This is a genomic window from Paenibacillus glycanilyticus (genome assembly GCF_030161375.1).
GTDB classification, from domain to species: Bacteria; Bacillota; Bacilli; order Paenibacillales; family Paenibacillaceae; genus Pristimantibacillus; species Pristimantibacillus glycanilyticus_B.
In genome coordinates this window covers 177,249-201,269 of record NZ_BSSQ01000019.1, presented here as the reverse complement: position 1 = coordinate 201,269, position 24,021 = coordinate 177,249, and the positions used below count along the sequence as shown (strand labels likewise).

22 protein-coding genes are annotated in these 24,021 nt (G+C 50.2%); 3 read left to right on the top strand and 19 right to left on the bottom strand.

The genetic code is table 11. The features are described from left to right. Positions 1-18 precede the first annotated feature (18 nt). From QQK89_RS24840 to QQK89_RS24755, 18 genes are all read right to left on the bottom strand, one after another. The gene (locus tag QQK89_RS24840) at positions 19-867 is read right to left on the bottom strand and encodes an ATP-dependent DNA ligase (RefSeq protein ID WP_284241400.1); all 849 of its coding nucleotides are present in this window, start codon (positions 865-867) and stop codon (positions 19-21) included. Between the two features lie 93 nt (positions 868-960). After that, on the bottom strand, positions 961-1,182 hold the full coding sequence (locus QQK89_RS24835) for an alpha/beta-type small acid-soluble spore protein (protein WP_284241399.1): 222 nt from the start codon (positions 1,180-1,182) through the stop codon (positions 961-963). Between the two features lie 28 nt (positions 1,183-1,210). Continuing rightward, on the bottom strand, positions 1,211-1,912 hold the full coding sequence (locus tag QQK89_RS24830; protein WP_284241398.1) for a YetF domain-containing protein: 702 nt from the start codon (positions 1,910-1,912) through the stop codon (positions 1,211-1,213). Positions 1,913-2,038: 126 nt separating this feature from the next. Then, positions 2,039-2,842 (bottom strand): SDR family oxidoreductase, encoded by an 804-nt coding sequence (locus tag QQK89_RS24825; RefSeq protein ID WP_284241397.1) that lies wholly within the window; start codon positions 2,840-2,842, stop codon positions 2,039-2,041. Between the two features lie 86 nt (positions 2,843-2,928). After that, complete coding sequence (locus tag QQK89_RS24820) at positions 2,929-3,156, bottom strand: hypothetical protein (protein ID WP_284241396.1); 228 nt, start codon at positions 3,154-3,156, stop codon at positions 2,929-2,931. 108 nt (positions 3,157-3,264) lie between these two features. Further along, entirely contained in the window at positions 3,265-3,465 is a 201-nt protein-coding gene (locus QQK89_RS24815) for a DUF2188 domain-containing protein (protein ID WP_434481760.1), read from the bottom strand. Between the two features lie 38 nt (positions 3,466-3,503). Beyond that, positions 3,504-5,810, bottom strand: coding sequence for an ATP-dependent DNA helicase (locus QQK89_RS24810; RefSeq protein WP_284241395.1), 2,307 nt, complete (start codon positions 5,808-5,810; stop codon positions 3,504-3,506). A gap of 108 nt (positions 5,811-5,918) precedes the next feature. Continuing rightward, a complete protein-coding gene (gene nagZ, locus QQK89_RS24805; protein WP_284241394.1) occupies positions 5,919-7,139 on the bottom strand; it encodes a beta-N-acetylhexosaminidase in 1,221 nt (406 codons plus the stop codon). 90 nt (positions 7,140-7,229) lie between these two features. Beyond that, positions 7,230-9,845: a phosphoenolpyruvate synthase gene (gene ppsA, locus QQK89_RS24800; protein WP_284241393.1), complete on the bottom strand. Its 2,616-nt coding sequence runs from the start codon at positions 9,843-9,845 to the stop codon at positions 7,230-7,232. 196 nt (positions 9,846-10,041) lie between these two features. Further along, complete coding sequence (locus QQK89_RS24795; RefSeq protein WP_284241392.1) at positions 10,042-10,734, bottom strand: copper homeostasis protein CutC; 693 nt, start codon at positions 10,732-10,734, stop codon at positions 10,042-10,044. A 38-nt stretch (positions 10,735-10,772) separates the two neighbouring features. After that, complete coding sequence (locus tag QQK89_RS24790) at positions 10,773-12,089, bottom strand: DUF4179 domain-containing protein (RefSeq protein ID WP_284241391.1); 1,317 nt, start codon at positions 12,087-12,089, stop codon at positions 10,773-10,775. Further along, the gene (locus tag QQK89_RS24785; protein ID WP_284241390.1) at positions 12,073-12,618 is read right to left on the bottom strand and encodes a sigma-70 family RNA polymerase sigma factor; all 546 of its coding nucleotides are present in this window, start codon (positions 12,616-12,618) and stop codon (positions 12,073-12,075) included. The genes QQK89_RS24790 and QQK89_RS24785 overlap by 17 nt, the downstream gene beginning before the upstream one ends. Positions 12,619-12,776: 158 nt before the next feature. Further along, entirely contained in the window at positions 12,777-13,847 is a 1,071-nt protein-coding gene (locus QQK89_RS24780; protein ID WP_284241389.1) for a polysaccharide pyruvyl transferase family protein, read from the bottom strand. Positions 13,848-13,866: 19 nt separating this feature from the next. Then, on the bottom strand, positions 13,867-15,000 hold the full coding sequence (locus QQK89_RS24775) for a glycosyltransferase (RefSeq protein WP_284241388.1): 1,134 nt from the start codon (positions 14,998-15,000) through the stop codon (positions 13,867-13,869). After that, a complete protein-coding gene (locus tag QQK89_RS24770) occupies positions 14,990-15,718 on the bottom strand; it encodes a glycosyltransferase family 2 protein (protein WP_284241386.1) in 729 nt (242 codons plus the stop codon). The genes QQK89_RS24775 and QQK89_RS24770 overlap by 11 nt, the downstream gene beginning before the upstream one ends. Before the next feature lie 30 nt (positions 15,719-15,748). Continuing rightward, complete coding sequence (locus tag QQK89_RS24765; protein WP_284241385.1) at positions 15,749-15,940, bottom strand: hypothetical protein; 192 nt, start codon at positions 15,938-15,940, stop codon at positions 15,749-15,751. Further along, positions 15,937-16,317, bottom strand: a complete 381-nt coding sequence (locus QQK89_RS24760; protein ID WP_284241384.1) for a hypothetical protein — start codon at positions 16,315-16,317, stop codon at positions 15,937-15,939. The genes QQK89_RS24765 and QQK89_RS24760 overlap by 4 nt, the downstream gene beginning before the upstream one ends. Positions 16,318-16,477: 160 nt before the next feature. Further along, the gene (locus QQK89_RS24755) at positions 16,478-16,699 is read right to left on the bottom strand and encodes a hypothetical protein (RefSeq protein ID WP_284241383.1); all 222 of its coding nucleotides are present in this window, start codon (positions 16,697-16,699) and stop codon (positions 16,478-16,480) included. 163 nt (positions 16,700-16,862) lie between these two features. Between QQK89_RS24755 and QQK89_RS24750 the strand changes: the two genes are divergently transcribed. From QQK89_RS24750 to QQK89_RS24740, 3 genes are read left to right on the top strand one after another with little or no spacing between them, the layout of a single operon-like run. Next, positions 16,863-18,323, top strand: a complete 1,461-nt coding sequence (locus tag QQK89_RS24750) for a spore germination protein (protein ID WP_284241382.1) — start codon at positions 16,863-16,865, stop codon at positions 18,321-18,323. Positions 18,324-18,356: 33 nt separating this feature from the next. Further along, a complete protein-coding gene (locus tag QQK89_RS24745; RefSeq protein ID WP_284241381.1) occupies positions 18,357-19,505 on the top strand; it encodes a Ger(x)C family spore germination protein in 1,149 nt (382 codons plus the stop codon). A 35-nt stretch (positions 19,506-19,540) separates the two neighbouring features. Continuing rightward, positions 19,541-20,629, top strand: a complete 1,089-nt coding sequence (locus QQK89_RS24740) for a GerAB/ArcD/ProY family transporter (protein WP_284241380.1) — start codon at positions 19,541-19,543, stop codon at positions 20,627-20,629. A 72-nt stretch (positions 20,630-20,701) separates the two neighbouring features. Here the strand turns inward: QQK89_RS24740 and QQK89_RS29685 are convergent, their stop codons facing one another. Next, complete coding sequence (locus QQK89_RS29685) at positions 20,702-23,908, bottom strand: fibronectin type III domain-containing protein (protein WP_349816746.1); 3,207 nt, start codon at positions 23,906-23,908, stop codon at positions 20,702-20,704. Positions 23,909-24,021 lie beyond the last annotated feature (113 nt).

Sequence of the window (24,021 nt, the reverse complement as noted above, 5' to 3'; positions counted from 1 at the left end):
AATGGGATCAGGCCTTTGTTAGCCGGCAAAACTGACAAATTCAGGGCTTCTAAGCATGTTGCTTGAAGTCCAATCGCGAAACCTAACCTTTACTTTCAAGGTTGGCTTTACATAGACGAATCGTTTGTCTTGCCCCGTAATCATTGAGGATGCTGCTGTGTAGAAGGTTTGCTTAACGTCAGCGGGAATATCTCCGTCAATACAGCCGACCGTTTGTCCGTCATGCGCAATAAGCCAGCCAAATTCTTTCCGTTTGTATCCGCATATCGCAACCTCTGTGTATTGATAATTCCTTATGGCCAGCCATTCATCGGACCGAGCGCTTGCATAGGTTGAGTTTTTCCGTTTCGCTACGATACCGGTCAATCCTCGATCTTCAATAAACTGAAACAAGGCTTTGCCTTGCTGTTCAATCGACATGGCTAGATGGTAGAAACCGTTAGGCTGCAAAATTTGTGCTAAAAGCCGTTTGCGTTCGATCAGGGGTAAATGGGTTAAGCTTTGACCGTTTAAGTAAAGAATATCGAATACGAAGTAATGAACGGGATGAGTTCTGGCAGCTTCTTTTATTTTCGGTAATTTACTTAGTTGGAACCTCTGTATAAGGCCGTCAAAATCATGGGTTCCGTCATCCCGGACCATAACCGCTTCACCGTCAAACACGACATCCATGCCGTTATCCACGGGTACGTGAAACAGTTCCGGGTATTGTCTAGTCACTGCATTGTTATGTTTGGTGTACATATTAACTTGTCCGTTAATAAACGATAAGATCAGGCGATGACCGTTAAATTTCGGTTCAAATACGTATTCTTCGGAGTCAAACGATTGTTCCGCTTGCTCCGGCAACATCGGCGAGATGAACATAAGAATTCCCCTCTCATCTCACCATTATACCACCGTCAATTCCGTGAACCGATGGTAAGTCATGCGAGAGATGGAGGGGAATAACAGGACAACCTATCTTCTTGTGTTGAACGAAGCTCCGCTCAAGGATTGCTCAGCCATCTGAACAAGACGTTTCGTAATGTTGCCGCCGATTGTGCCGGCTTCACGCGTCATCAGATTGCCATTGTAGCCTTCGCTGAGCTGAATGCCGTGTTCAGTTGCGATTTCGTATTTCATTTGATTCAAAGCAGCTTTGGCTTGCGGTACAACTAAATTGTTGGATTGGTTAGCCATAATAGTCAACTCCTTCTTGGATGTAAATCTATTGTGTGGAGTTGCTGGAAATATATTCGTTCAACTGAAAAAATAATCCATCTTCCTCGGTCCATTCGGCATAATAAACTTCTCGGATATGGTCTACCCCTTGCTCCGCAAGCCTGGATTGCAGCCATTCCACGCTGCGGCCGATCTCCCGAAGCTCGCCGCGCTGCAGTGTCCCCTGCTCGATCAAGATGCGCGGAAGTCCGGCTTTGGGCACGGAGACGCGTAGTTCCGTTCTGGTCGGCGGTTCATCGCCGGGATTTCTCATCACGCTTAAGCTGCCGTTTGGCTCAAATACCGCATAAGCCACTTCGCGCACCGTGAATACGCCTTGCTCCCTCAGCAGCATGCCGATTTGATGCATGTCCAGCCGGTTGCGCTTCATCGCATTTACGTCGATCACCCCGTTGCGGATAATAAGATCCGGTTTGCCGCTAAGCGGCACGGATAGCCAAGGCATGAGCTGAACCGCCTTTTCCAAAGCAAGCGACAGCACCATCCATACGGCAAGAGCGAATACCAGCATTGAAAAATGCGCCTCGCGATCATAAATGGTATTGCCTACAAGCTCGCTCAGCATAAGTGACGAGACGAAGTCGAACGGTGTGAGTTGGGATATTTCCTTTTTCCCGAGCAGCTTTGTCATAAACCATAAACCGAAAAAAGCGGTTATAAGCTTGACGGAAATCAATGCGTAATCCATAACCATTCACTTCCACATTTCGTTTATGGTTATATACCCTGCTCATCCCGAGCTGAATCGAATGCCAAGTCGAATCTTTGTACAGCTCTTGCTTAACCGGGAAGCCGGATTCCTGATCACGATGATCTACAGGAGCGTCTCGGCCCCGTCGATATAAATTTCCGTGCCCGTAATATGGCTGGACTGGGCGGAAGCGAGGAACAGCACCAGATCGGCTACTTGTTCCGGTTGTCCTGGTCCGTGTTCAAGCGGTTGGGAACCTTCCGGGTACTCGACCGGAATGCTGATATCGTCCACTGCTTTGGTTCGGTGGGTATTCTCTCCGATATTCGTCTTGATTGCACCCGGACAGATGGCATTCACGCGGATCCGGTACCGGGCGAGCTCAAGTGCGGCCATCTTTGTAAAGGCTACCTGCCCGGCCTTGGATGAGCTGTAGGCGGACATGCCGAACCCGGAATATTTCCGGTTCCCGTTAATCGAGCTCGTCACGATGATGCTGCCGCCGTTTGTTTTCATATGCGGAATGGTGTTTTTCACGGCCAGGAAAGTTCCTCTGAGGTTGATACTGAGCGTTTCATCCCAAGCTTCCGGCGTTAGTTCCTCGATCGGCGCAAGCGTACCGTTAATGCCCGCATTGGCGAATAATACGTCAAGACTGCCGAAACGTTCTGCGGCGGCTCTGAACGCGGCTTCCATTCGGCCGGAATTGGATACGTCCACATCGTAAAATTCGGCTTCCCGGCCCATGTCGCGAATCTCCTGCTCTACATCCTCCGTCCGGTCGTCCATTAAATCAAATAAGCAGACATTGGCACCGGCGCGGGCCAGCTTGATTGCGGCAGCCCTGCCGATTCCCGAGCCTGCTCCCGTCACGATCGCCGTCTTGCCCGCCAGAATAAGTCCTTGTCCCTCATTCGTTTGTTGCATCGCGCACAACTCCTTTCAAAGATGGCATACATGGAAGAATAACCGGTCAACCTTTGTATACCCGTCTTTGAAAGGAATTACACTATTTATCCAATAACCTTCCCGAATCTCTCCAGCATTTCTTTCTGCAATTGGGCTAGCGCAGCGGATTGTTTGGCAAGATTCTCTGTATGTTTAAGTCGCAATTGCTCCACATATTCGTTGGATGGCATGTTCTCGATTAGAGCCAGCATATCCATTTCGGATTCACACCGGCGTTTTCTTCTCTCAATATGCCGTTCTAGGACGATCTCGGCCATCGATTTGTTCCCCATCGATTTCCACCTCCAACACAGTATATGCGTTGGCGCGAATAGGGGCTAACCGTTCTCCCCACGCAAAAAAAAGCTTAACCGTGTTTAAGTTAAGCTTTTTGGCCGATCTTAATGTCCTTTCTTGCGGATCCGCTCGTCGTGATTCTCGCCCCATTCCTTCGCTTTGGCGGTAGCAATGGATATTGCGCGGCCTTCGGAATAGCCGTCCTTCAGAAGTTCGTTCGCGATGTCGATCGCTTTGTTGCGGACCGGAGCCATGAAGTTTTTGAGCGAATCCGGATAATTGTCTTTGTCCCAAGGCATGTTCATTCCTCCTCCTCCGTCGTGGCATACCTTCTAATAGACCATTAGAGGGGAGTTGAATCATGAGATAAGGAATGCCGCCACTCGGGAGGCAATAGTCTGGCATACTGGGGCTGCGCATAGCGGTCATCAATCAGCAATAACGTTCCACGGTCGCTCTCGGAACGGATTAATCGGCCTCCGGCCTGCAACACTTTGTTCATCCCCGGGAAGACGTAGGCATATTCGAAGCCGTTTTTCTCCTGCCGGTCAAAATATTGTTTGATAATATTCCGCTCCGTTCCGACTTGCGGCAGCCCTACGCCAACGATCGCAACTCCGGTCAGCCGATCGCCGACCAAATCGATTCCTTCGGAAAAAATGCCGCCCATGACGGCGAATCCTACTAGCGTACCTTGATTGCCTGCCGCAAAGGAGGCGAGGAAGCTTGCTCGTTCCTCTTCCGACATATTGGATGTTTGGATAAGCGTACGAACTCCTTTGTCCTCATTCCCCTGTTCCATATATCGTTCATGCACGCCATTCATGTAAGCATACGACGGGAAAAACACAAGAATATTCCCTTGATGCCGACATGCCATATCGTGAAGCAAACCGGCGACGCGGTCCATCGTACGTTCACGGTCCTGATAGCGGGTCGACAATCGTTCAATTCGGACCTCAAGCTGCTCCGGGGCAAATGGCGACGGAATCGCAACGGAGTAATCCGTTTCCGCGTCGCCTCCTAACATGTCCATGAAATAAGGAAGCGGCGATAACGTTGCGGAGAATAAAATCTGCGCGCGGTATCCCTTGGCGTATTGCCGCAGCAAATGTGACGGAGCGAGGCAAAACAGTTTGAGCCGCACGTCGCTCCTCTCCAGCTCCGCATAGGTGACGTACCGCTCATCGTACAATTTAGCTATGCGCAAAAAATGCTGGCAGCCAAAATACACGTCAGCCAGAAGCTCATCCGAGTCTCCAGCCGCCAATTGCCGCTCCGCCGCGCTGACGAGCAACTCCAGGTGATCGACCAGCTGCTCAGGGAGATCAAGCTTGGTTGCATCGGCTTGATCATTCATGGTTTTGCGCAAAGCTATGAAATATTGATTCACCGCCTTCGCCGATTGATAGACGAGCGGACGGCTGATCTTACTTGCTCGCTGCAGCTCTAGAAAATCTGATTTCCTAAGCTCCGCCGAGTACATTTCACGTGCCCGGTCTACAAGGTTATGCGCTTCGTCGACCAACAGAGCGGTTTGTCGTTTCTGCTCTTCAAACAATCGCTTCAGGTTGACGCGCGGATCAAAAATATAATTGTAGTCGCAAATGACCGCATCAGCCGCATAAGCGGCATCTAGCGAAAATTCAAACGGGCACACGCGGTGTTTGCGAGCATACCGTTCGATAACCTCACGCGTCATCCTCGTTTCTTCGCTTAACATGTCTAGAAGCGCGCCGTTGACGCGGTCATAATACCCTTCGGCGTATTCGCAATACTCGGGCGTGCAGCGCGTTTCATCCTTGAAGCACACTTTCTCCTTGGCCGTCAGCGTAACGGAATGAAGATGTAATCCGCCATCGCGCAACATTTCTAATGCTTCTTCCGCAGCTGTGCGCGTAGTAGTGCGGGCTGTCAAATAAAACAGTTTCTGCAGCAATCCTTCTCCGAAAGCTTTCACGGCAGGAAACAATGTCGACATGGTCTTGCCTGTGCCTGTTGGCGCCTTGGCGAACAACTTGCGATGATCCGCGATCGTCTGATAGACGGAAGCAGCTAGTTTGCGTTGCCCGGACCTGTACGAGGGGAACGGGAAATTCAACAACTTAATGCTGGCGTCCCTCCGCGCGGCATGGCGGCTTTTTATAGAAGCGTATGGATAATAGCTGGCAACGGTATCGTTAATAAACTTTTCAAGTTCCGCAAACGTCATCGTACGTACAAAACGGTGAATTTCATCGGCTTCCACATGGGCATACGTCAGTTGAACCTGGATGGACTCGAGCTCCCGATCTTTCGCCACTATATATGCGTAACATTGAGCTTGTGCCCAGTGGACGGGATACGTCTCTTCCATAAGGGAAGGCAAACGTCCGGAAAAGGACTTGATCTCGTCGATCATCATCCCGTTCTCCGACTGAAGCAGCCCATCGCAGCGGCCATCGATGGCAAATGTCAAATTCTCGTATGCGATCTCGGCCGATAAGTAGACTTCTTTGGCATCCTGCTCGCCATACCCGTTCTGAATCTGCCGATGCATTCGCGTCCCTTCCGTTAAGGGTACCGTTGAGCGAAAGCCAACGTTTATATCCCCACTGCTATAGGCGTATTCAACAAGAGCCCGCACGGATAAATGAACCGTTTGTGTCATTTGCGTTTTCCTTCTCCCCATCGTGCAACCATAGTAATTCGACTATATCAAACGTATGTTCGCGAGTAAAGCTTGTTCAGCCAGCAAATCAAATAAACCATCCTCCCGTTAGGAAGAATGGTTTAAAGCAGCTTTAATATGCTCATTCAGCTTCTTTAAATTCCCTAGCGGAGTCGGCTGGTCCGATAACCGGTAGCTTTGCTTCAGCTTCACGATCCGATAAACGCTCTTATCAATGACGGATTGCGGGATATCGCCGTTTTGCACCGCGGTGGTAAGGGCACGAAGAACGGCTTGTTGCTCGGTCAACACATGTCCGACCAGAATCAAATCCGCGCCGGCAAGTACCGCATGAACGGATGCGGGACCTATCGGCATCACTTTTCCCACAGCCCCCATCGTCATATCGTCCGTTATAACAACCCCGTCGAATTTCAGTTCTCCCCGAAGAAGATCTTGAATGACCTTGCGGGACATGGAAGCCGGCAAGTTCGGATCAAGCTTGTTCATCAGAATATGAGCCACCATCACGACGGGAGCGCCCTTCTCGATTGCGGCACGGAACGGTACAAACTCTACGGAGCGAAGCCGATTAAGATCATGATCAACAACAGGCAAGCCGAAATGCGAATCAACCGAGGTATCGCCATGTCCGGGAAAATGCTTCACAACCGGGATCACGCCTTGCGATTGGATTCCAAGCATCTCCTGCACGCCCATGCTGCTGACGAGCTCAGCTGTGGAACCAAAGGCGCGGTCGCCGATCACCGGATTGTCGGGATTCGTATTGACATCAAGCACCGGCGCAAAATCCGTGTTCAGGCCAACGGCCGACATGGCTTCGCCCAATGAAGAACCAACCTGGTAGGCGTAGTCAGCATCTTTTGTACGCCCAACAGCCTTGCTGCTAGGAAACGTTGGAAATTCCTTCGGCAATCTGGATACCCGCCCGCCTTCTTGGTCCGTGCTGATGAGAAGCGGCAGCTTGGCTCCGGCAGTTTGGTTCAAATGCTTCAAATCATTCACAAGCTTGTTGGTTTGGGTAGCCGATACGATATTATTGCCGTACAAAATAATTCCGCCAACGTGACTATCCGCAATGAGCGACCGGATTGGCGGTTCTACCTCCGTGCCGTCCAATCCGACAACCACCATTTGGCCGATCTTCTCTGGCAAGCTCATCGATTGGACGAGGGTTGCAATCGGATCTACTTCAGGTTCTGTCACGGGAGCGGATGGGCTGGGATGTTTAGTCATACATCCGCCAAGAACAAGAACGATAAGCATGCATGCAGCTGCGGATACGCAGTAGATTCGATGTAATCGCATATTAAACTCCTATCCTATAATGGCGTCTAATAGTATACACCTGCAAGAAGCGGGATTATACGTTGTGCGAACAGGGTTGCTTCTAACAGGCTACCGCAAGATTTCGATATAGCCTTCCGTCCCATTCACGCGGATCCGATCTCCGTCTTTGATCCGTTTGGTCGCATCCTCCACCCCAACTACGGCCGGCAAACCGTATTCGCGGGCTATAACGGCCCCGTGGGTCATAAGTCCGCCAACTTCGGTGACCAAACCTTTAATAGATACAAACAATGGAGTCCAGCTTGGATCCGTAAAGGCCGTGACCAGAATATCCCCTTCTTCCAAATCCGCATCGTCCATCGTTACCATTACCCGTGCCCGGCCTTCAATCACGCCGGATGAAACCGCCAGCCCCGCAATCGCGCCGGAAGGCAGATTGTCGCGTTTGTACGAGCCAACAATGATCTCGCCGTCAGAGGTGATCATGCGCGGCGGAGTCAGCTTCTCATATCGTTTGTACTCGTCTTTGCGTTTGCTGATAATCCGATAATCTAACGCCGATGCGCGAACCGCTTCCTGCAGCTCTTCGAAAGAGAGATAAAAAATATCCTCCGGCTCTTCAAGTACATTTGCTTGTACGAGTTGTTCGCCCTCTTTGAGCAAAGCAAGCTTATAAATGAAATATCGATTGATCATCCCGTATTTCGGGTATTCCCGGTAGCCCATGAAATTCCTGATGAGATCGATTTTTTGTTTGGTTTCGGCCGCTTTTTGTTCCCCATCCGGCAATGTTTTGAGACGTGCGAGCAGCTCTTGTTCTTGGCCTGAAGCAGCTTGCAGGCCATGCTCGAATCTTCGTGAACTTTCACCCGGTTCAAAGCTTTTAATATTGCCAAGGATCAGCGGTACCAGAGTAAGCGGATTTTCGCTCCATCTTGTTCTTGAAATATCGATCTCCCCGGCGCATCGCATGCCGTATTTTCGAAGATAATCCTTAATGGCAACCTTGCAGATCTCTCCGCCTTCAAGCTTGATCAGTTCCTTCAAGAAATTCTCGTCTTTTGTGTGCTGGAGATACTCAATCACTTCCGGATAAGGCCGAATAACGTCGGCAACTTCTAATAATGCCAGACCCATCTCGGAAGTAATATTGTGGGGTACGGATTGCGCCAGCGGATCCGCTGCATGGGTTTCTCCAAGCCACTCCTCCATCTTGTCGTTGATCCACGCCGTCGCGTCCATTGCTGCCATAAATACAGCCGTGCTTTGCGGGTCAAATAACAGCTTTTTGAGCTGGTTTTGCATGTCGTCAACGATATACGCAAACAGCTCGGGTCCAGATTTGGACTGGATGTTTTGTCTTAATTGTTCGATCGAGTTCTCGGTTCTTGCAATTAGTTCATTAACAATTGACGGGTCTATTTCAGTTGAAGATGTCGACCCTGGTTGCTGGTTGGCGTTCCCCCGGTTGCCAGGCGGAGGACCCTGCTGCTCCATTGGCATGATTTTGATAAAGTCCCGCTCTATGATGGTAGCAAACGCGTCTTTCAGTAGCGGATCGGATTGCCCTAACGCTACGAGCCGATCCCTGCCGACTGTCGTTGAGAGAAGCGGAGTAATATCGACAAACAGCCGTCCGCCTGCGGTCCGCATAGGTGCGGGAGTCGTTAACAGGTAAAAGGATAATCCCAGCGGTTTCATGGCATCGGTCATCATTTGCTGGTGGCCGACAGAAATATAAACATGGTTTGCTTGATCCTTTGCTTCCGGAATGGGATATAACGTCGTGATCGGCCGGCTCTGCACCACATAGACATCTTCTTGGTCCAAGCACCACTCGATATCTTGCGGATAGCCGAAATAGGCTTCAATCTGTCTGCCGATACGCTCCAATTGCAAAATTTGCTGCTCCGTCAAAGTTTGCTTCTCTCTTTCAGCAGGATCGATCGCAAACGTCTCTGTTCCGCCTTCCGCCCGCCCGTAGATGGCCACTTGCTTCGCCGCTATCCGCTTCCCGACAATCTCCCCGTCTCGCACTTGATAACTATCGGCGGATACGAGACCGGATACCAACGCTTCTCCCAGCCCAAAGCCGGCATCAATGGACACGATCTTCCGGTTAGACGTAATGGGATCCGCTGTAAATAAAATGCCTGATGCCTGCGGGAAAACCATTCTTTGAACGATAACGGCTAAGTAGACTTGCCGGTGATCAAATCCGTTTTGCATGCGGTATACAACCGCGCGATCTGTAAATAAAGACGCCCAGCACCGGCTAATATGTTGCAGAACGGATTTCACACCGACGATATTTAAATAAGTATCCTGTTGTCCGGCAAAAGAGGCATGCGGCAAATCTTCGGCGGTTGCGCTGGAGCGAACGGCATAAGCATGGTCCTCTCCAAAGCGGTTAAGGTAGGCAGTGACGTCTGCCGCCACTTCGGAAGGAATTTCAATCGCCATAATGAGTTGCCTGATCTGCTTGCTGATTTCGCTTATTTGTACACGATCGCCTGCTTTAAGTAGAGATAAACGGTCCACAAGATCATCTAACTTGCCGTTGTGTTGAAGAGCTTGTCGATACGCTTCCGTTGTGACGATGAATCCATCCGGTACCCGTAATCCTTCGATTTTAGTTAATTCTCCAAGATTTAATCCTTTTCCGCCAACAAGCCGCAGCTCCGTTTGATCCATTTCCTGAAAGCCGAGAACCCGTGTCTTCATTCCGCATCTCTCCTGACTAATGATTTGTTAAAAATGTTTGACAAGAGTTCCACCAGCATGGTACAATTAATTTGTAAGATATATAAACTACGTCTAAATTTGACTTTACAGTCGTGAATTGATTATAGCATTACGTTTGTTTCCATGCAATAAAAAGAACCTGGACCATTTGGTCCAGGTTCTTTTTGCATTCCGCTTACTTCATGTTGTGTACGTTATCCGCCAGCGCACGCAGCGTCTCCTTGTCGATCGGAGACAGATTGGATTTGCCCAATCGAACGGCTGATCCGAAATGGACTTCCTTCACTCCGGTCTCCTGTATAAACGCGGTGATACCTTCGGTTGTCAGGCCGCTACCGGCCAAGATCGTCAGACGGCTGCCGCTCGCTACCGCAACAAGTTCCTTCATTTCTTTGACGGATAACACCGCCGGTTTGGGACCTGCAGAAGTCAACACGCGCGTAATTTGCGGGTATTTCATGAGCGTTCGAAGCCCCTCATGCTGATCGGCCAGCTCATCGAAAGCACGATGGAACGTCACTTGGAGGTTGCCAGCGAGCGGCAGCAGCCGCTCTAGCGCATGCTCGTCAATCTTCCCCTCCGGAGTTAATGTGCCAAGCACAACGCCGGCTGCCCCGGATTTCACGATAGCCTTGATCTCCAAAGCCATTGTCTCAATTTCCTGTTCGGAGTAGGCGAAGGTTCTGCTGTGAGGGCGCACCATGACAAATACCGGAATACGGACAGTCCGCACCACCTGTTCAACCAGTCCGATGCCCGGTGTTAATCCGCCTTCAGTAATGGCGGTAATAAGCTCAAGCCGGTCTGCCCCACTCTCTTCCGCGCGGAGCGCGTCGTCCATGCAAGTTGCTATAACTTCTAGTAACATCTATTTACCTCCGGCAATCCTTCGTTCTTATTCTGCCTTTATTTGTTTCCGACAGGGATCGTGAACGATTTATTATATGTCTTAATATAATGGAAACCGCTCAATAGTAAAGCTTCAGGTTTGTCCGTTGTTTGAACGGAATAGGTCTGCTCCCATAAAATGTTGCCGTTTCCGAGATCCCAAGGACAGGACATCGAGATCGAATGGACGGGAACGCTTTTTCCCCCTGCTTGTACGGCCAAATTTTGTTTGTCCAAAATCGTGAATTGCTTTCTAGCGATAACGATATCATATCCGTTGGTTGTTTTGGTTACGCTGCGGACCCACAACTTCTCGCTGCCCACCTTGATGGAACGGTCGGATGGCGCCGCGAGCGATATCGGTTCCGTCATTTTCTGGTACCCGGCGAAGTTTTCGAGCACGACTTCGATAGATTCAATCTGATCCGTTGGAAGAACGTCGTAGTTAATCTCAAAGGATCTATCACCAATCCTTTGCGCACGGTATCCAAAAGATTCGACTTCCTTCCCATTTACTAGTAGCTTGGTTTTACCGGGGAACATAGGAAATCCATCGTTATTATCCAATTCGTAATGGCCTCTAATAACCGTTGCCGTAGGAGAAGCGGTGATCGTATCATAGTGAACCGCTCCTTCATCGACGGGTACCGATAGATCTAATTTTTCCTTGACCATACTCTTCATTGCTTTGTTCGCATTAAATTTGAAGGTGATCGGATATTTTTCTAGCGTACCATTCTCAAGCCGCTGACTGAAATAAGCGGTTAATTTACGCGATAATGGACTTACCTTCTCAAATTTGTTGACCCCAAGAAATTGTGTATGATCATCGCTTAATCCACCGCTGCCTGTAACCATCCTGGAATCCGTCAGAAATCCTTTTAACTGTAAGACATCATAATCTATAAACTCACCAACTTTAAAAGTCTCATCTCCCGGAAGATCAATCGTGTAATACATCAGAAACTGATTGTCGTCGGCTATAACGCCGTTAACGGTAATGGTTGTGCCGTCTTCAAACGTTTTGCTTTTGTTAACGGTTTGTCCGTAGCCTTGCTCGGCAACCTCGGCAAAGTTAAGCGAAGACAATTCCATCTGGTTTAGCAGCTTGCTTCCGTAATACGCGAAGGCCGGATATTGATAGGTTGAAACAAGAAGAATGAGAGCGGCGGCTGCCGATAAGCTCCAAGTCAAAATTTTGTTTTTGTTCTTCTTCCCTTTTCGTTCCGGAATACGATGCAGCGCTTGGCGCAGCCGATCCTCTAGCTCCTCGGGTGCTTTGATCTGATTCAAGTTTTGTTTGTGCATACGCAATTTCTCATCGATCGTACTCATAACGATCACCTCCGATAATTCCTTTTAATTTCCGAATGCCCTGTGAAATTCTTGATTTGATCGTACCAAGCGGCGCGCCCGTCATTTCCGCAATGGTGTGATACGGCAAATCATGCACATACCGAAGCTCGATGGCCTCTCGTTGATAATCGTTCAGGTGCGACAGCAGCGTCTGCATGTCCATCTCGTCTTCCGTACTTCGGTACGGATTCACGTCCGATAATGTCGATACTTCCGTATCTTGCTCTTCTTCCAGCGGCAGATGTTTCTCTTTCTTCCGGTGCAAAGCTTTGCACCGATTAACGAGAATCGTTTTGCTCCAACTATAGAAGGCTTCGCCTTTCTGAAGCTGATCGATTTTTTCATACAAGGTTACGATCATATCCTCCATCGCGTCCATCGCATCATGCTCATTGCCCATATAGGAGTAAGCAAGGCGATAATAAGCGTCCTGATCGGCCATAATCAGTTGTAATAAAGCATCTTTGTTGCCCTTTTGGGCTTGTCTGACCAGACGACTTACTTTCATGTTCTCTCCCCTTTCATAGATAAGAGCATGCAGAAGGTTAAAAAGTTCATTTATATAATAAAAATATTCCTGATCATTATTCCCAATAAAAAAAAGCAGCCGGTTGGCTGCCTGAACAACTTAACTATATAGCTTGTTTAATCGGTTGTCACGAGTGATTAGAACAACCCTTCGCGGAAAGGCGTAACGAGCGATTGATAAGCGGCTTGCCGCCCTTCCTCAAGCTTGCTGGCATACCCTTCTCTCCAAGCCGCCGCGGCCTGGGCTTTTTGAATTAGCTTAATACTCAATTGCGTATCATCCGCGCTTACGATCCAATCCGCCAAACCAAGACCATGCATCAGATCAAAGCTCTTAAACCGGTAACCGATACAGACAAAAGGAACGTTCGCCGCTGCGGATAGTAAATTGGCATGCAGCTTGAAATTTATCGTTGCCGTGAAGCTGCTTAACAGCTGTACATAATCCGCAGCCGAATAGACCTTGGGATCCATCGTTACTCGTTCGTCATGGCCAATCTTACCGTAGAGTCTGGCCAAAGCCTCTTTATCCGGTCCCCATACCGAATACAGGTGAAGGTTATACCCGAGCGCAAGCAGAGTACGTCCGGCTTCGGCAAGCGCGTTCTCCACCTTTTCCTCGCTGCCGCCGTAGATCCGGTTATAGGAAGTGCCCCAGTTGATGCCAATCGTCCGCTTGTTCCCGATTTGGACGCTTCTGTCTGACCTATCGACCGGGTTCAATGCGTTCATCAGCATGGCGGGATCCCCGCTGATCGAGATCTTATTGGAATAGGCGCCAAGAGATTCTATATAATCAACCGTCCACGGCCCGCGCACGCCGCAATAAGCATTATGCTCCATAATCGCTTTCAGCTTCTTGCTGTATGGCGCGGTCTCAAGCGCGGCCGCCGGCTTCAACCGTCCGTCTGCAGAAGGCAGCCATTGATGGAGACGGTCATGTCCGCTGCCCCAGAACACGATGTTTTTCCCAAGCTCAAGCGCTTCATGAACCAGGTCGACGTAACCGGGAACGATCAGCGAGCCGCCACCGAGAACAATCGTGTCGTATTCGTTTACTTTCTTCCATTCCACGTTCGGCAAAGAGGGGATGACTTGATATTCGTCTTTCTTCAGATGGGTCTCCGCCAGCTCGTTGAACATCTCCCACATCCACTCGTCCCCCAGATTGTTGAACCCGATCCACCCTAAATACAATACTTTTCGCATCTTTGCATTCTCCCCATTCCTAATTCGTTTGTGCCAGCAAGGTTTCATACAGTTCTTTCATCTGTAACGCTTTGTCGCGGATGTGAAAGTTCGCCCGCGCCCACGCTTGTCCTTGCCTTCCAATCTCCTCCAATTGATCCGCGGAACCAAGAAGTCCTCCGATTGCTTCTCCGATCCGCTGCTCGGTGGGACGTTCCTTCGAGTTATGATCGCCAAAATAATAAAGCCATGCTTCGTCATAAACAGCCTGCTCCACTAATCCAAAATAGCCGTGATTGCCTATCGCGAGGACGGGTTTGCCGCAGGCCATCGCCTCCAGCGCCACGCGCCCGGTTCCGACAACCAGATCGCCAATATTGTAGTAGTCGTGCATGCGCATCTGACTTCCTACCAAATGGATGAACGCGGTATTGCATTCCTGATTCAAGGTTTCTGCCAGCTCGGTGATTACGGATGCCTGATTGCCCGATCCCACGATAATGACATGAAAAGGAGCAGAGCCGCTTAGGCGAATCGAACGTGCCGCCCGCAATAGCATGGCGCATACAACCGCTTTGTCCCATGCCAGCCGGGAAGCATACACGATCACTTTTTCCTCCTCCGGTATACGAAGGCTAGCTTTCAATGCGGCAGAAGATTCGGAACGGAATTGATCGAAATCAATGCCGTTCGCAATCAGATGGGACGGGATGCCTAGAACATCCAAATAGGCTTGTACAGGAAAACTAACGCTTACGAAAATGCATCCCGCAGCTTTCAACTGTTGAAGCTGCTCGGGCGGATAATACGCTCCGTGCACCGTAAATACAACCGGGATGCCTAGCTTTCTCGCTGCTTCCGCCGCATACAGCCCGGATGGCGTTTGATGAATGTGGACGATATCAATCTTGCGGCTGCGCATGATTTGCATAAGCGCGCGTTCCGCCTGCTCCTGTTGCTCTGGGTCAAGCAACTGTTCCGCTGTGAGCCCAACGCGATAAATCGGGCAGCCAATGCGGGCGAAGGATTCATACATGACGCCGGTTCCTCCCGCGTAGACCGGCATGATGCCAATGGCCGGAAAAGATTTGACGAGGCTAAGCACATAGGTTTCCGTTCCGCCAACAGCCAGGCTGTCCATGACCATGAGCAACCGGATTCGATTACGCGTCATAATCTTGTTCCTTCTTCGGCTTGCCGAAATAGTCGCGCGAGCGTTGTTTCGGATGCTTGCGGTAGTAATACAGCACCTCGCGCAAATTGTCCACGTTCCTTGCTCCCGGCTTGATCACTTTTGCAATAAACTCGTAATCTTCAGCTCCTTCAATACGTCTTGTATGCCCGCCGATCCTGTCAAATACAGTCCCACGGAACATCGCGGTACCGTGGCAGATGCAATGTCCGCCTTTTTCATACACCTTCCCGATCTGATCGCCGTATTTGAGCCAGTGCACAGGCTTCAGAAGCTCTGGACTCCCGTCTTCAAACACTTCGTAGTTGGTGCCTAGCAGATCGATATGCGGATGGTTGTTCAAATAACGGACCTGTCTTGCAAAACGCTCCGGATGAGACCAATCGTCCGCATCCTGAATGGCGATAAACTCGCCTTTGGCTAAATACATGCCAGCCGTTATAGCCCCCGCATAACCTGCATTCCGAGGCAGCCGCAGCGTATAGATTCCTTTGCCTTCCCTTAAGTTAGGCTCGTTCTCGTTCAGCCAATTCATCATATATTCGTAAGATCCGTCCGTTGAAGCATCATCGATTAGAATGACCTCCCAGTTCGGATAGGTCTGATTAAGCAGGCTTGTCAAGCAATCCTTCAGAAAGGGAAGCTTATTGTAAACCGTAATGACGATGCTGACGAGTCCCGGCACGCGCTCTAATGACACTTGCCTCTCCTCCCTTGTTATCTTCATTTATTAAAGCAGTCTTATATAAGAAATAAACCGTAGCTGGATGATCGCATAACTGCCGCTCTCATACCCGAACACCTCGGACGTGCGGAGCGTCACCGCCGAACCGTCTACCGACACAATTGTGCCGCAGATCGTTTCAAGCGCCGTCGCGATTTGAACCTCCATGTTAACCAATGCTTGCAATTCTTCAATCATCGTTCCACCTGCTTTCCCGTCAATTGAAAAGATACCAACTGTTCAAGCGGCACCATTACGCTTGTCCCCCCATGTTCACGAACAATCAGATATTCGCCGCTTACTTTTGCTATGGTTCCTTCAACGGTACCCGCCGGGGTTAACAGCTCTGCTGGCCGGCCTGTGTACGGATCAAACACTTGCTTCAGTTTGTTGAAGCTGTTGGCGCCGGATCGTTGCCCATCAAGATAAGCTTCGGCAAGTTCCTCTCGCAATGACTGTCGCAGCTCAGCTATAAGCGCAGTTGCGTCAAACCGGTCGGATGACCGTGACTGCAGCAGCTTGGCTAGCCCGTCGAAATATTCTTTCAGTTCTCTCTCGTTTACGATAATTTTCATCGCTTCACCGTCCTCCTATCCATCTCCAAATCTATTAATCTTTATCTTTACTAACGTATACAGTTTAGAGGCGATGCGATTGAGGCATTACACCAGCTGTTGCGAAAATTTTCTTTAGCTGTCAAATAAAATAAGGACATGTCCCTCGCGGGACATGTCCTTATTTCGCAAATTGCTGCCATCCGGGTACAACTTTGACGGCGTTTATTCGTTCTTCCCATTCAATAAACCGTTCTTCCCGCAGACGTTCGAGCGCTTTCCGGATTTGACCGGGTTCCCGCTGTGCGAAACGCGCCAATTCCGGAATCGAGACGGGCGTGTTCTGATGTCCGTTGCGGTTATACAAAATCCGAAGCAGCTTGCGTTCGGTATCATTCAACATTTTGAATCACTGCCTTTTTTAATGTTTTAGAACATACGTTCCTATTATATAACAGACATACGGATCCAATGCAAGTACAAATGACCGTTAAGTATGCTTCTTCGGCGATAGGGTATAGTATCAAGAAATACTAATCAATTCCAGCGGTAGGTGTCCAAACCCCATGCCATCAAACGATAGTTCGCCTTCACCCAAAGAAGGTGTACGCTTGGTCGGTCCTCATCTTGGAGACAACGAACAAACGTTAAAATCCATATTTGAACATTGCTCCGATATTGTATTCCGCCGCTTAAGTTTGCGTGGTGACGACAAGCTTCTCCTGGTGTACGTTGACGGGATGATAGATAAAGAACTCGTTCAATCCAGTATGTTGAAGCCTCTTCTTTACCATGGAGTTCCACAGGGACTCGGAGTTCTCGACAGCCTGGCGCAAATGTGCGAGCAAGAGCTTGTCGCCGCGCTGGTGGCCAAGAAGGTTACCGCTTTCGAAGAATGTACGGAGTTGATTCTAAGGGGTCAGATCGCTTTTCTCGCGGAAGGGGAAGCTTCTATTCTACTGGCTGACGTCTCGCAGTTCGAGACCAGATCCATTGAAGAGCCTTCCAACGAAGCGGCTTTGCGCGGAAGCCGTGAAAGCTTCACCGAGCAGATCAGAACGAATACGACCATGCTCAGGCGGATTATCGTGACGCCGGATTTGAAGATGGAATCTTTCCATGTCGGCAAATTGACAAAGACGGAGGTAATTCTCGCCTATATTGAAGGTCTTCCGTCCCCCACTTTGCTTGATGAAGTGCGGACTAGAGTCAAAGCTATCGATATTCAAGGCGTCTTGGAATCCGGCTATATCGAAGAATATATCGAAGACACCGGATATTCGCCGTTTCCGCAAATCATGAGTACGGAACGTGCTGATGTCGTATCGGCGGGGCTGATGGAAGGGAAAATCTCCCTACTTGTGAACGGAACTCCCAACGTGCTTGTTGTGCCGATGACGTTCTGGGACGGACTCCAGGCACCGGACGATTATTACGAACGGTTTATGTATGTCACGATGAACCGGTGGATCCGTTATTTATTTGCTTTATTTTCGCTCCTCTTCCCGTCCATTTATATTGCGCTCACCACATTTCATCCCGAAATGGTACCGCCGAAGCTGATGCTCAACATTACGGGGCTGAGAGAGCAGTCTCCATTCCCGACGGTCATTGAGGTATTTATGATGGAGTTTATGTTTGAGGGATTAAGGGAAGCCGGCATACGGCTGCCGCAGCAAATCGGACCGCTCGTCAGTATCGTGGGCGCTTTGGTTATCGGACAAGCGGCTGTAGAAGCGGGGATTATCTCCGCACCAATCGTAATCGTTGTTTCTGCAGCCGGTATTTCGTCATTTGTCATTCCGCGTTATCGATTTGGCTATCCGATGCGCATGCTTAGGTTCCCTTTGCTCGTCATGTCCGGTTTGTTTGGACTGTTTGGTTTGGCTCTTGGCTTGATCTTGATTTTGTCCCATCTGATTCAACTGAATCCGATGGGAACGCCATATCTGGAGCCGCTTGCTCCAACGAAGAAAAACAAGCTGAGAAATGTGCTCTGGAGAAGACCGAGAAAACGGATGAGTTGACCTGCATCCCCGAATGGTAAGGCGGTTGAATGGATGAGAACGATAAAAGTCACAGTTTGCTTATTGTTGCTAGGTGCCATAACAAGCAGCTGCTGGAATCTGAAAGAACCGAACCAATTAGCGATGGTTATTGGCGGCGGACTTGATATTAACCAAGACGGACGTCTGGAAGTCAGCTCGCAAATTGCCATTCCTGCGGGCTTCAGCAGTCAGGAAACCGGCCCCGGCAAAAAAAGAAGTTATGCGGTCGTTAGCGCGACCGGCAAGGATTTCATGGACGCGGGTCAAAATTTGCAGGCACAGTTGTCCCGTACGTTGTTTTATGCCCATCGCCAGACGATTCTGATTGGGGAACGAATGGCGGAGCAAGGATTAGCCGATCAGGGAATTGGCAAGTATCTCGATATGATCGTGCGTAATCCGAAGTCGGAAATCAAGTCTGTCATTTGGATTGTGAAAGACGGAATGGCCAAGGATATTCTGAAGACGGAACCTCTCTTTGATCCGCTCATCAGCACCGCACTTAGCGGCGTTCAGCTGTCGCTAGGGATCAAGCCTTATTATTATCGGGAGTTTCTCAGCGATTACTTGCCTCATGGCGGAGCCTTATTAATGCCGGCGGTCAGCATCCAGCCTTCCGGCGGGAAATTCAACTATTCCGGGGCGGCGATACTGAATAAAGAAAAGTCGCTGAAGTTGATCGGGTATTTGAAGCCTGAAGAGTCGTATTATGCGAACTGGATCAAAGGGCGGCAAAGAATGGTTACGGTTACCGCCGCAAACGACCAAATTAATGGCAGCATCAGCCTAAGAGTGAAGCCAAGTAGGCACATCCGAGTGACGAAAGATTCGAAAGGTCTGCGCGTTCATATTGTGCTGCACGGTACCGGAACCGTCGTGGAGAACAACTCTCCGCTTAATCCTGCTACCGCCAAAGATCTCAAGACGGTTCAGAGCAGTCTGAGCCAAGAAGCCGGGCAGGAAGTCAGCAAGCTGATTCAAAAAGCCCAGCAACAATACAAAGCAGATATTTTCGGAATCGGCGAACTGGTTCATCGCAAGTACCCCGGCGATTGGAAAAAGCTGCAGGATCATTGGAATGATACGTTCAGCACGCTTCCCATCACCTCTGAGGTGCAACTTAAATACGAGGACCCTGGACAAACGAATTCTTCCATGTGAGTTTTATAGATGCGGTTATGGAATGGAGCGAAGGTATGAAAATAACGGGATGGCAAGTATTCTGGATCGTGGCAATTGTAGAGGTAGTCATGGCCGTCTGGCTCCGGATCTCCCCAGCTATAGAAATGGCTAAGCAAGACGCCTGGATGTCCATGCTTATTTCCTACGCTATTGGCGGAGTTATCACCTTTCTGGTCGTCAAGGTTAGCATGCAGCATCCCGGCCGGAGTCTGGCTGAATTCAGCCAAGACCTGCTCGGGCCATGGCTTGGCCGATTGCTGCTCCTCCCCTATTTCACGGCATGGTTTATTTTATCGGGAGATGTTCTTCGTTCCTTTGCGGATTTCATCCATCTCGTCTTGTTGGACAAAACGCCAGTGTGGCTCTTGATGGTGCTGCTTATAGGAGCTGCTGTTTATTTGACGGGTACAAGCGGAATTACGGGAATCGGACGTTTTTGCGAAATTGCGGGACCCGTGACAATCCTCACACTGCTCGTTAGTTTCCTTCTTAATGCGGCGAATGTGAAGTGGAACAACTTGCAACCTCTTGTCGGCGATGCCAAATTAACGGAGATCATAACCGCCTCCTTAGCCCCGTCATCTTTTCTGGCAGAATCGTTTATGCTTCTGGTCTTGCTTTCCTTTCTTACCAGCTCGAAGCACGTTATGGGCAAATCGATGCTAAGCGTCGGGTTAACCGGCATGATGCTCTTCTTGAGTACGATCATGGTGCTGTTGGTCTTTGGCCCGACGGTTGCGCAAGAACTCAGATTCCCTTACTTCATGCTGGTTCGTTCCATCAACATCTTGAATTTCATCCAGAACGTCGATATTCTGGTCCTCTTTATATGGATCTTCGGGGTATTCGCGAAAATCTCGCTGTATCTGTTTATCACCAGCTATGAATTGGGGAAATGTCTGCGGGTGAAGTCATGGAAACGCCTGATGTGGTTCAGCGCGCCTCTTATCTTTCTTATCGCCATGTGGATCCCGAACGAAGCAGCGATTGTGCTGCTGCAGGATTTGTGGGAAATGATCGTCATTCCCGTATGCGCCGTTGCCATTCCATTGTGCTTGTTAATCGTTACTTCCGCAAAGAAAAAGATGTTGAAAGCGGAGTAACCGGGCCGATCCGTCACATCTTAAAAAATAACCGCAAGCGGCTTCCGCGCCGCTTGCGGTTTATTGCAATGCTTATTGAATCGGCGCCAGATTAGCTCCGCCGATCACGGAATACGTTGAGCTTCCGGGCGTTTTCCAGGCTACGGCGACATGGTCGTCGCCGCCTTCTTCCTTATGCAGCACTTCAACGTAATAGCGTTGGCCAGCCGTTAACGTGATCTGGCCGGATTGCTGGCCGGTATTTTGCGTCCAGCTGAGCGGATTGACCCAATCGACAACTTCCCCGATTTGCGTTTTGTTTGCGGGATTATCATTCGTGCTGAGGTACAAGACGCTGTTGTTGTCACCAGCGATTGAGAACTGGTAGGTGCCAGACACGCTTGGCACGATATAACCGCGGATCCGCGTGCCGTAATTATCGCCCCAGTTCGACGGAGCTTGGAAGCTTGTGAGCGAGCTTGTTCCGGTAGGAGCTGTTCCTGTTGGAAGGCTGGTAATCGTGCTGCCTGTTATATTCGTCCAATACTCGCGCGTAATGGAACCTGTTGGCGTCTGACCGCCGGAAGCGCTAGTCGTCACGTTAAGCACAGAGCTGGCGGCCGAGACATTGCCGGCTGCGTCCTTTGCTTTCACGGTGAAGCTATATGCGGTGCTTGCGGTCAACCCCGTAACATTGTAGGTAGTGGCACCCGTCGTAGTTCCGGCAAGCGTCGAGCCGTTATACACCTCGTATCCGGTTACGCCAACATTGTCCGTCGAAGCCGTCCACGACAAGCTGACGCTGGTTGCCGTCTTGGATGGCGAAGTAAGCCCCGTCGGTGCCGTAGGCGCTTGCGTGTCGCCTGCCGGCGCGCTTGTTGTAATGCTTAGCGGCGAACTCGCAGCCGAGACATTGCCAGCTGCGTCTTTGGCTTTTACCGTGAAGCTGTACGCCGTGCTTGGCGACAGCCCCGTTACGCTAAATGTAGTCGCCCCAGTTGTTGAACCGGCAAGCGTTGAACCGTTATAAATGTCATAAGCCGTCACGCCAACATTGTCCGTTGAAGCCGTCCATGATAGATTAACGCTGGTTGAAGTTTTGGATGGCGAAGCGAGGCCTGCCGGAGCTGTTGGCGCTTGCGTATCGCCGCCACCACTACCGCCGCCAACCGCCATGTTTACATCGCAAGTTTTATATTGTCCTGGAGCCGGGTCGCCAAAAATGTTGTTGCCGCACATTACGCCGTTCGTATAAGTGCCATAATTGTAGAGTCCTGCCGCGCCATAACGAACTTCCTTGGTACCCGTGAAGCTGCACATATTGTTCTCGCCTGCGCAAGCGACCCATACCGGCGTAGGGATGGAGCTAGTTGTGACACTGATTGCGCTGCTCTGACCCGATGTGTTGCCCGAAGCGTCCTTCGCCCGTACGGTAAAGCTGTATGCCGTATTCGAAGTCAAGCCGCTTACGGTAAATGCGGTTGTAGTAGAGCCAACCGTCGAACCGGCCAATACGCCGTCTTTGTAGATGTCATAGCCGGCAATGCCTATATTATCCGTTGAAGCCGTCCAAGTCAGGGAAACGCTTGTATCCGTCTTCGAAGGAGACGACAGATTGGTTGGCGTTGTTGGAGCAGTCGTATCCGGCGGTCCCGCAATAACCGTAATCGTCTGCTCTTTCACGCTGGCACGGCCGCCATTATCCCATACGCCAAGAATAACTTGGTAAGTTCCAGGCTTCTCATACGTATAGGTCGGACTAGCCGTTGTGACCGGCAAACCTTCGCCGAGATCCCACAGATTCTCCACAATCGTGCCGTTATCCGACGACGTATTCGTAAACGTCACGGATTGACCGAGCTGAACGGTGAGCGGAGCCGTGAAGTTAGCAACCGGCTTTGGATCGCTGAATCCTCTGCTCGTAAGCTGGGTATTCGTGCTATTGCCGCTTACCGTATTGTTGCTCCACTCCAGATTTGCCGCAGAGGACGGATATTGATCGATGGAAGGTCCTCCGTTGTTTGTGATGGTGTTGTTAATAAAGCTGAGGCTATCCGTACCGCCGGCGGTCGTAATTTCGATCGCTTTGCGTCCGTTGTTCGTAATTGTGTTGCTGTCGAACGTAATGTTTTTCGTATTGCCGTGGATACGGACGGCATTGCCGTCATAACCCGGATAAGCTGCAGCCGGATTACCGGATGCCCCGTTCTTAAACGTATTTTTGTAGAAATATTGGAATTGTTCCGTCTGACCTGTGCCTTCGCCTTGCAGCTGCATGCCCCACATGACCATGTTCTGTACGGTGTTGTAGTTCCATAACTGGTAACCGGTGCCCGGCGATTGCTGGATCCCTACCTGCTGCCCGCCGTCCACGATATTGCCGGATGTAACGCCGTGATCTACCATCACTTCAAGCCCCATGTTGCCTACCGTCGTGCTCGAGCCGACATAGTTGTTGCGGACGGCAATATAAGAAGAGCGCACCGTGCTGATCCAGTGGTCTACCGTATTGTTCTCAACGAGGGAGTAGTTGACGTCAGTATGGAGCTCGATGCCAAGCCCTTCCATCTGTTGACCGGTTCCGGTTACCGTATTCCCGCGGACGATGGCATGAGGGCTGTTGTCGTTCACGAAGATCCCGCCGCGGCCCGTGTCGGCGACATAGTTATTCTCGATTAAGGCATAATCCGAACCCCAGCCTACGCGCACGCCGCCGCCCCAGTCCGAATTGACGCCAATGTTGGTAACCACGTTATCCTTAATGGTCAGATTGTCCGTGTTAACCCCGTATAACGCAAACGGGCCAAAGCCGGAGGACATACCAAAGTCCTTTACTTTCAAATTCAATATTTTGTTGCCGCTTCCGTTCTCAGACACGACGGCGGACTGCGGAACGGTACTGTTATTGGCATCAAGCGTCATCGAGGAAACTTCGGCACCGGACAAGTTGTATAGGGAGAAGAAGGTATTGGCTGTCGTAGAGTTGTATTCAATAACCGTATTGTCCCGGCTCTGGCCGGTGAGTTTGACGCCGGACTTCAAGCTAACAGAGCTGCCTAAGTAGTACGTACCATTAGGGACATACACCGTGTCGCCGCTAGATGCCGCATTGACGGCAGCTTGGAATGCCGCACTGTCATCGCCCGTATCCGTGCCGTTCGCGCCGTAGGACGTTACGTTAAGCGTTGCCGCGTAAGCCGGAACCGCCGGGATGATCGGAAGCAGCAAAGCGACCGTACATAAGATACTTACGACTTTTTTGTTCGTCCTGGAAGTCCTGAATGACTTCGCTAGTTTCATGATTTCACTCTCACTTTCTACAATGGAATGATGAGATCCATACCTGCCTGCAAAAGAATGCCATTTCCTTGCGCTTGCCGTTATGTACCATGCCTCACCTCCCTTCAAGAAAG